Annotated in this window: 12 protein-coding genes; 7 read left to right on the top strand and 5 right to left on the bottom strand. The window is 30.5% G+C overall.

Annotation, left to right across the window (positions count from 1 at the left end):
* The first annotated feature begins 417 nt into the window (after positions 1-417).
* The 5 genes from CQ058_RS30130 to CQ058_RS30110 all read left to right on the top strand — a co-directional run bounded on the left by CQ058_RS30130 (position 418) and on the right by CQ058_RS30110 (position 2,568).
* Positions 418-675, top strand: coding sequence for a helix-turn-helix domain-containing protein (locus CQ058_RS30130; protein WP_000658304.1), 258 nt, complete (start codon positions 418-420; stop codon positions 673-675).
* 92 nt (positions 676-767) lie between these two features.
* Positions 768-929 carry a hypothetical protein gene (locus CQ058_RS30125; protein WP_258169589.1) on the top strand — a complete coding sequence of 54 codons (162 nt, stop codon included), beginning with the start codon at positions 768-770 and terminating at the stop codon, positions 927-929.
* 485 nt (positions 930-1,414) lie between these two features.
* Positions 1,415-1,558 (top strand): hypothetical protein, encoded by a 144-nt coding sequence (locus tag CQ058_RS32060; protein WP_165690452.1) that lies wholly within the window; start codon positions 1,415-1,417, stop codon positions 1,556-1,558.
* A 94-nt stretch (positions 1,559-1,652) separates the two neighbouring features.
* Positions 1,653-2,156, top strand: coding sequence for a hypothetical protein (locus CQ058_RS30115; protein WP_105590207.1), 504 nt, complete (start codon positions 1,653-1,655; stop codon positions 2,154-2,156).
* Between the two features lie 55 nt (positions 2,157-2,211).
* Entirely contained in the window at positions 2,212-2,568 is a 357-nt protein-coding gene (locus tag CQ058_RS30110) for a hypothetical protein (RefSeq protein WP_105590206.1), read from the top strand.
* A 591-nt stretch (positions 2,569-3,159) separates the two neighbouring features.
* Here CQ058_RS30110 and CQ058_RS30105 read toward each other — a convergent pair.
* The 5 genes from CQ058_RS30105 to CQ058_RS30085 all read right to left on the bottom strand — a co-directional run bounded on the left by CQ058_RS30105 (position 3,160) and on the right by CQ058_RS30085 (position 7,195).
* Complete coding sequence (locus CQ058_RS30105) at positions 3,160-3,351, bottom strand: aspartyl-phosphate phosphatase Spo0E family protein (RefSeq protein ID WP_165690451.1); 192 nt, start codon at positions 3,349-3,351, stop codon at positions 3,160-3,162.
* Between the two features lie 213 nt (positions 3,352-3,564).
* Positions 3,565-3,750 carry an RNA chaperone Hfq gene (hfq, locus tag CQ058_RS30100; RefSeq protein ID WP_181150790.1) on the bottom strand — a complete coding sequence of 62 codons (186 nt, stop codon included), beginning with the start codon at positions 3,748-3,750 and terminating at the stop codon, positions 3,565-3,567.
* Complete coding sequence (locus tag CQ058_RS30095) at positions 3,750-4,607, bottom strand: hypothetical protein (protein WP_105590205.1); 858 nt, start codon at positions 4,605-4,607, stop codon at positions 3,750-3,752. The genes hfq and CQ058_RS30095 overlap by 1 nt, the downstream gene beginning before the upstream one ends.
* A 400-nt stretch (positions 4,608-5,007) precedes the next feature.
* Positions 5,008-5,211, bottom strand: coding sequence for a hypothetical protein (locus CQ058_RS32600; protein WP_000479685.1), 204 nt, complete (start codon positions 5,209-5,211; stop codon positions 5,008-5,010).
* An 874-nt stretch (positions 5,212-6,085) separates the two neighbouring features.
* A complete protein-coding gene (locus CQ058_RS30085; RefSeq protein ID WP_105590204.1) occupies positions 6,086-7,195 on the bottom strand; it encodes a serine hydrolase in 1,110 nt (369 codons plus the stop codon).
* 428 nt (positions 7,196-7,623) lie between these two features.
* Between CQ058_RS30085 and CQ058_RS32590 the strand changes: the two genes are divergently transcribed.
* Entirely contained in the window at positions 7,624-7,890 is a 267-nt protein-coding gene (locus tag CQ058_RS32590) for a hypothetical protein (protein ID WP_258169588.1), read from the top strand.
* Positions 7,891-7,905: 15 nt separating this feature from the next.
* Positions 7,906-8,176, top strand: a 271-nt coding sequence (locus CQ058_RS30070) for a hypothetical protein (RefSeq protein WP_105590202.1), incomplete at its 3' end; no start/stop codon positions are given.

Genomic DNA, 8,176 nt, shown 5'->3' with positions numbered 1-8,176 from the left:
ATATATATAATATATTTCAATTTCTAATGTAAACAAATATTCAAAAGTTTACATTTGTGAATAAAAAGAACATGTAGAGATTACTACATGTTCTTTTTGATTTAATGGCAATATTATAACTTGTTTTTATTAGTTTGCTATTTTCATACTTTTGTAAAACTCGTTTTCACTAAATGAACATTAAAAAAGTTTACTTTCGGTTTTTGTTTAAATTTTAAAATTGTAATTTAATCCCAGATCGGTCCCTCATTCCCTGAATCGTTTCCGTACCCCATATTTATAGGGATTTTTTAATTTGTCGAAAAAATTCGAAAGAAAAAATAGGAAAACACTTGAATTTTTAACCTATATAGGTTAAGTTTAAGTTGAAAGGAGATTCATATAAAAATATTTATAGATTTAGAAAGGGATTTGTTAATGAAGGAAATTGATAAGTATATGTTTCTTCAAGAAGCGGCTATAAGATGGGGGATACCCTATGAAACAGTAAAAAACAAGGTAAAACCATCTTTAGCAAAAGAAGAACAAATTGATAGTATGATTGAACGCGGTTTGATTAAATATTTTGAACCGCCGCGTGATCCGAACCGCATATATAAACGGGATCAAAAGTCTTGGCTTGTATCGATTGATGCAATGCATGAATGGTTTGGTGAACCTAAAAATAAAAAGTAAAAAACAAAAGAGAAAGATGTTTCCGCGCCTGCCAGCCTGGAAAAACACCTTCCTCTTATGGGCCAATATAATTTAAGAAAGGAAGAATGGCTATGAAACAAATCCTTATTAAAATTACGTCTGGTGAGCCTATTTTAACACAACCTCACCTTAAATTTAAATTCCTCAAAAAATTTTACTCATCAATTTCAGAAAATTACAAAAACTTAAATCGTTATTTTGGTATTGAAGAATATGTTTCCGATCAGATTTGATTTTATGGTTTCTTTGCAACCTCCATTTTTATGATGCTTTTCACTTACTTATTTTCGGGTATCTTATATGGATTTTAGAGGAAAGCCATATGGAAAAATGCCTATTTTCAAAACAATCTTTCTAGAAAGGAGATAACACATTGATTCAATCATTAAAGAGTACCATGCAATTTATTGGTTTGATCTTAATTAGTGCGTTGATTGCTGTCAGCTTAGTAAATTAGGCCTTTAAGAAAGAAAGGATCAATCACATGGAAGATTACAAGTGTAGAGCGTGCGGAGAGATTGCCGCGGAAGGATTTGCGTTAGGAAGACTATGTTATTACTGCATTGAAGAAGTTGTAATTCACATGAAAAAATAGATAGAAGACAAAGAAATTTCTTGTACGCATGGAGATAATCAAACAATCGAAATCAAGGGAACAGATGAATCTATAACGGTTTGTCATGAGTGTGGAGAAGAAGTATAAAAGGGAGGTAAGAAAATGAAAATCGGTGTATCTGTATGGAGAGTTCTTTGCAAAGAAACAAAGTTGAAATTGCTTCAAAATGCCATGCAAGAAAGCAAAAGCCGCTTTACAAAAAAAGCCCTTTCCATTGCTATAAAGCAACAGAAAGGGGAAGTGTGATGAGTGATCGTATCGGTGAAGGGCACAAGAAATAAGATGCCTTCAAAAATATTTTAGCATGTTCATTTGAGAAATAAAGGGGGAATTTAATGTGATGAAAACAGTCCAATTATTGAAAAGTGAAGAATTTGAAATTGGTACAACGGATAAAAACGGGCACAAATTAAGACAGTCCGATTTTGTTGTCACACAAGATGACTTTGAAGGTATTAGTATCTGTCAAATCCTATACAACAGTATTGCAAAAGAGTTTGTGGCCATGAGTGATTCTAATTGGTGGATACCGTATCATGATTTATCTGTTGCAACAGAAAGGCTAGATCATGTCATTGCAAAAGAGTTTTTGGGGCTAGAAAAATGCGGTACATATTGGGGTAAGAATCGTACACCATTTATTAGAACGCCAATTGAATATTTCAATCCTGTTGAGGAATCCACTTTTATTTTAGAAAAATTAGGGAGGCAATATGACGATCTATTGAGCGTAAAAGAAAATGGGTGCTGGTACCTAACAGTGAATAAGAAAATATATAGTGAAAAGCGTCTTGGAGTAGCCGCCTGTTTAGCCGCAATTGATACCGTAAGAAACAATAAGTAGGGATTTGATTTTAAGGAAGAAATACAAATTAAAATTATAAATAGGGGGAATCAAAATGTTACATGCAGTTATGCAAGAGCAAAATTACTGGAAAGGCCAGAAACAGAAATTCCAAAAAAATAATAAGAAGTTATTGATTTCATTAGAACCACATTTGTATGAAAGATTGGAAGAGTTCGCATTGTATAACGAAAATTCAGATCAAATTGCATCGGAGCTAGTAACAGAAGGCTTAGACTATATCTATATGGAGGATATACCTGTAAGGCAATCTCATGCTTTTCAGCATTTTGTAGAAATTGAATTATCACTATTTCAGCAAAAACTCTTACAACAATTAGCACTCAAACGAGGGTGTTCAACAAGAAAAATGGCATATACAGTATTACATTTTATGTTACAGACAAAGTAAAAGAATCCAACATTTAACGAAGGATTCTCATACCAGGTGTTCGTTGGCAAATAGCTTTACCAAAGGAATTGAGTCTCGACCACTCAATTCTTTTTTTATGTTATAAAAAAGAATGTAATTTGTCAAAAAGCATTTGCTATAGAATAACAAATGCTTTTTGTTGAACTTGAATTGAACACTTTCAGAAAGTATTTATATTGTTTGCCTTTTTCTCTTGAAAAATTTTGCCCTCAATCACTAATTTTAACATAGAATATAGAAAATGTAGCGTTTTAATATCAAAAAACCCATTGGTTTTATATGGATTCTTTCTTTATAATAATGAAAGGTAGTTCCCGAATGTAGATAGGCTCTCATGCAAGAAAAGCAAGAGAGCCTATCTACATAAAAAAAGATTGGATATTTGCCAACCTTTTGGTGTAAGGGGTTTAATGACAGCTTGTTATTACAACTCTTTTTTTATTTCAAGAAATTTAATCAGAAAATTCATTCTTGCATTTTTTCTCAATATATCATTTCATATTTTTGGATTATAATATAGTTAATTCTTTTTATTTCTATATCTGTCTCTTATCTTTTTGTTATGAATCCTTATTGAAAGAATTCTTTTTTTATCCTAATTTTTTTGTCTAATCGATATTTCCCCATTGCTTCATAGATTAAAAGGTCTAATTTTTGACTAAAATCAATTACTTTTTGATGACTAAATCCATATTTTTTTACAAGATAGCTCAATTCTTCTTTTTGATCTTCTATCATGTCATGTAGTAATTTCATATCCACTTTTTCTTTTAAACTCCTTTATACATAGAATCTCGAAAAAATTGTACCCAAAAAATTGCAAACAAAAAACAAGGCTGAAACCAGCCTTGCTCTAAAGGAAAAAAACTAACTCTTATATCTAAGAGTACATTATGTATGGAAATTTTTGAAGTGAGATACATTCATAAAAGGATAAAAACGTTATCATTGTGAGACTTTTGTGTCGGTTTTGTTTTATAAAGAAATAGTCGAAATTGCTTGTTTATAAAGGAACTGTTGCTTTCCATCACTTAGAACTAGTACCGTAAATTTATCAACAGCGACAATTTTTCCAGGGACTCTAACACCATTTTTTAGAAAAATCGTTACTTTTTTCTTCTCTTCTATTAACTTCTCATAAAATTTTTCTTGTGTATGCATCATTTAGATGGTTGCAACTCCTCTCCTTTTTTGGAACGGTTCATAGCTTCTAAGAATAAATATTCTTTTACTGTTAGCTCAACCGTTGGGCAATATTCAACCTTTGATAATTTGTGAAATAAAGAAATGTTTTCTTGTAATTTTTGAATCATTTCATCTAAAGTGATTTCTTCTACACCGTACTCGATTACTGGATTTAAAAATACGTCTACATCTATTAGACTTGGTTCAATTAGGGAAACAATTTCCTGTATCTTTGGTAAAATAACTGTTTCGTAACGTTCTTTGAATAGTTCTAAGTCCTCTGGTGCGGGTTCATTATCACATAGCTTTCTAAAAGATAGCACACGAATATCATTTTGTAATGAATCAATACGCTCTTCATAAAAAGCCTTGTCGAACCCTTCTTTGTCAGCAACATCGTAATGAAGTTCTGTTTGTGATCTAGTTTTTTTCTTATAAGCATCCATGAGAATTTTCTCTTTTGCATTAAACATCATGATAAAAACGGTACGTTCTAGATTCATGATTTGGTTTGCTACGCTTAATGTTTCATCTAACACTTTTGTGCGTTCTTCTTCACTTAACTTTTTTATAGAGGATGGAACAAGGTTTTTGACATTCTCAAACGACTCTGAATTTGTAATGTGTTGAAGAGAAAATTGAGCGACCTCTGGTAAACAAGGATCAGTTGTTTTGTCTAAGAGTAACAAATCTTTAATCGTTCGCACTGTATTTTTGATCTCTTTTTGAGCTTGTTGAACTTTTTCTATGCTTCTTTCCATGTATTCTGGTTGTTTAAGACGATTGAAAATGTATTCTCTTCTTTCTTCAAAATGTTGTTGTAAAAGTGACATAGTAATTTCCCCTCTCTAAACCCCTAAACTCAATTAATTTTCCAACTATATTTCATATACCATAAATCCTGTCACTTTACCTATAAGTTTGCCGCAATTGGAAGCATAAACTTGCCGAAATTCACTTGTTTTAGAAGATATTTATCTAATTGTTCAAAGAAAATGGAAGCATAACTTTGCCGTGGATTAATTATTAACCCATAAACTTGCCGTGAATGCTGTTTGTTTGTAATAAAGTTTGATCAAAAACATGCTACAAACGTTGATTTTATAATAGATTCTTTTCCAGTAGATTTAAGATTGGTTTTTATAAAAATGGTTGATTAAAATTACACATATTAACCTTACTATGTGATTCTCTGATTAATAAAACGCAAAAAAAATTTGGGAATAGTAACATCTATACATTACCATTATCCTTTTTTTTATAGAAATGGTTCGAATTCTCGACAATAATCCATCCTATAGTTATTAATGTTATAGAAAATAATCTAAGACCCAATCTATACATATAATCTAAATCTTTAAGATAAAAGAAAGATAATATCCCTATAACAGCACCAATTATCCCAATAATCAAACCTTTATATTTTTGTAAAAACATATAGTTACCCCTTTCATGCAAACAAAATATTCCATATTTAAACAATACTAAATTATGGAATATTTTTAAAGGATTAAAACGTTTTTATATTCAGTTTATATATCATGTTTCTTTTATTAATAAAAATATCCCTATAGATAAGTAAACCCAAAGGGATAAAACGATCAACTTTTTTATTATCGGTACGAATTTATTTCAAAGCTACAGGAAGCATAAGTTTGCCGCAAACAAAAAGAACCATAAGCTTGCCGTTTCGGAAAACTTATGGTTCATATTACAAATACTGTGATTTGAATCATAAGTCCGCCACAATTTGAACCATAATATTGCCAGAAAGCATTATTTTTAGAGAAAATTCTTGTAATATTTGAAGCATAACATTGCCATAAATCTTTTTTAAACTCATAAACTTGCTGTTCAGTTTAAAAAATATTTTAGACTGAACATCCTTGATCTAATGGGATATTGCTATTCGTATTTGTCTAATTAACTAAAATAAAGATTTAGACTGACAAATCGTTTATATTTCATGATAAGAGTTTTATTAAAATAAAGTATTAGACTGGATAGTGAATATACATTTTATGTAATGGAAATAAGGAGAATTCTGAGAAATTGTATTTGATAAAACTAAAGTTTAGGAATTTTTATATTTCACAACCGAAATTTGAGCCAATTCGCAATTAAATTTGAGCCAATTGAAACGAGTGAAATTCACATACTTTGAGAACATATTTTCATATCGTATAGGCTTGACATGGATCCCATACGGGCATGATTACTTTGCGAATGTTGCGGTGGACAGGGATTTCACACCCTCACAATGGTATCATGCCCGCCTCTCCATATAGAGATGGTGTGGTCGATCTCTGAATTAATCTAAATTTTCAATTAAGAGATCTCTGAATTTTTGATCATTCAAAGTTTTTAACACGAAATCATTGTAATGTTCACTCAGGTTCATATAATCAGTTTCATTTAAGTCATTAAACATAAACACTAGTTCCGTCATATTTCCCTCTTTATCCTTTGCATAAAGGGAGTTTGTTAATAGAAATGCTGTTGAACCACCTTTTTGCCCTACATGTATTAACCATTCCTTGTTATTTGGATTCTCCATAGGCCATTCGACAATCTTGTCTAACTCTTTCTGCACATTCTGTGGGAAATAGTCTTTACGATTCAGTCGTTCCATCAATAGAAGATAGTCTTTTGCGGATGCGGCTGGTAAATTATCTGACCATATTCTTTGAAATTCAATATCGCCTAGGCATGGGATATTACGTTGTTTAAATTCAGTAGAATTTTTCATCCATTGGTGAATCTTAATAGATTCCCTAGCAAATTCTTGTTGTGACATAGCTTTCATTTTTATTAAGGTTTCGTTTTTGGTTAAATTCTCTTCTTTTTTTAAATTGCCAGCAACATATAAACTAGATACAAGTGGATATAATTCTTGATGATGAGGTAATTGTAAATTTTTCATCGTTTGATTAATATTTTCCAAACCTAATTTGTCTATTAAATAATCAGCATTTGCATTGGAACTAAACTGCAACATTCCTTTTGCAATTTGTTCTAATGTTACTTGATTATTTCGAATAATGTTTTTTTCATTTAAATAACGAATCCAATTAGGGTGGTTAGAGGCATCTGTATCTTTTATATAATATACTTCTAAATCACTTAAGGGAATTTGTTGATCAACTTTAATCGTTCCTTCAGCAGATTGTTTAGCAAATTCTACAGCAATAATTAGTTTCATCATGCTTGCTAAAGGAATTACCTCATCAGAATTTATACTTACTAGATTTTTTCCATTTCTTTGTAGAATAAAAGATACATTTTTATCTGTCTTATGTGTCTTTAAATATTCCATAACAAATTCATAACCTTCTTTTTGTTTTGAAATATTTTTATATGCGATAAAGAAAATTGAAACAATTAGTAATATAATGGCTAGTTTTTTAATAGATTTCAACATAATTTCTCCCTCTGTATGTCTAATAATTTTGTAAACTTCCCTAATATAATTTTAACATAAATTCCCATTATGTTACACACTTTACCAAGTGACATTTCTCTAAAATAAAATTCACAAAGTTAAGGTGGCTCAATACAGAACCCTATATACTTAGTTTTAGGTTACGCAAAAATGTTCGGTAATGAAGAACACGACTTTATTAACCTTAAAAGAATGAAAGACTCAACTACTATAACGCTTAGTGCCGATTTATTTTTGCTCTATATACAAGCTGAAAAATTCGTAAAAGATAATGTACTAGTAACTAGTTAAATAAGATCACATTTAAACAAATCTTTCCCACCATATTTTCTTTTTCCAATAGTATGGTGGGAAAAACGTAAAGGGTGAGAGAAATGAAAGGGTAAGAGGGAACGAAAGGCTTTTTTGTGTTTAGTAAGAAACATGGGAGGACTTATGTTTACTTAGTACGTGCTACTTATAAAAATCAAAAGAAGAAAAATATTCCCTTGTTTTCATTCGGTCGATTAGAGGATGCTCTCAATAATATGTATGATTGGCGTGATAATTTTGATCTATTTCCTATACTTTTATCTGAGTTAGGATACTCCTGGGAAGATTTACACGAATGGATCTTAACTTTAGAGACTGGTTATAGCAAATACGGAAGGAAACTTTGTATAGCTAACGATTAGAAGGTGGGATGTAGTATGGAGAACTTTTTGAAAGAAAAACACCGAAGAGAAAAGTTAGAACAAATTTTCAACCATACAATAAAAGGACAAAGTTATTTCCAATGCGATTCTTTCAAGTGGAAAAATATCGTATTTAAACATTACAATAAAATTAAACGAAAAGAAATGAGTATAGAACAACTCGTTTCAATAATACAACAAGAAGGAATAGCATTTACACAACATCCTTCGTTAATAACATATCCGATAATTGATTTTATAAAGTATATAGCGAAAATCTGTAAAG

It is taken from the genome of Bacillus sp. MYb56 (assembly GCF_002976445.1).
Classification (GTDB): Bacteria; Bacillota; Bacilli; order Bacillales; family Bacillaceae_G; genus Bacillus_A; species Bacillus_A mycoides.
This window is presented reverse-complemented; position numbering and strand designations above follow the sequence as displayed.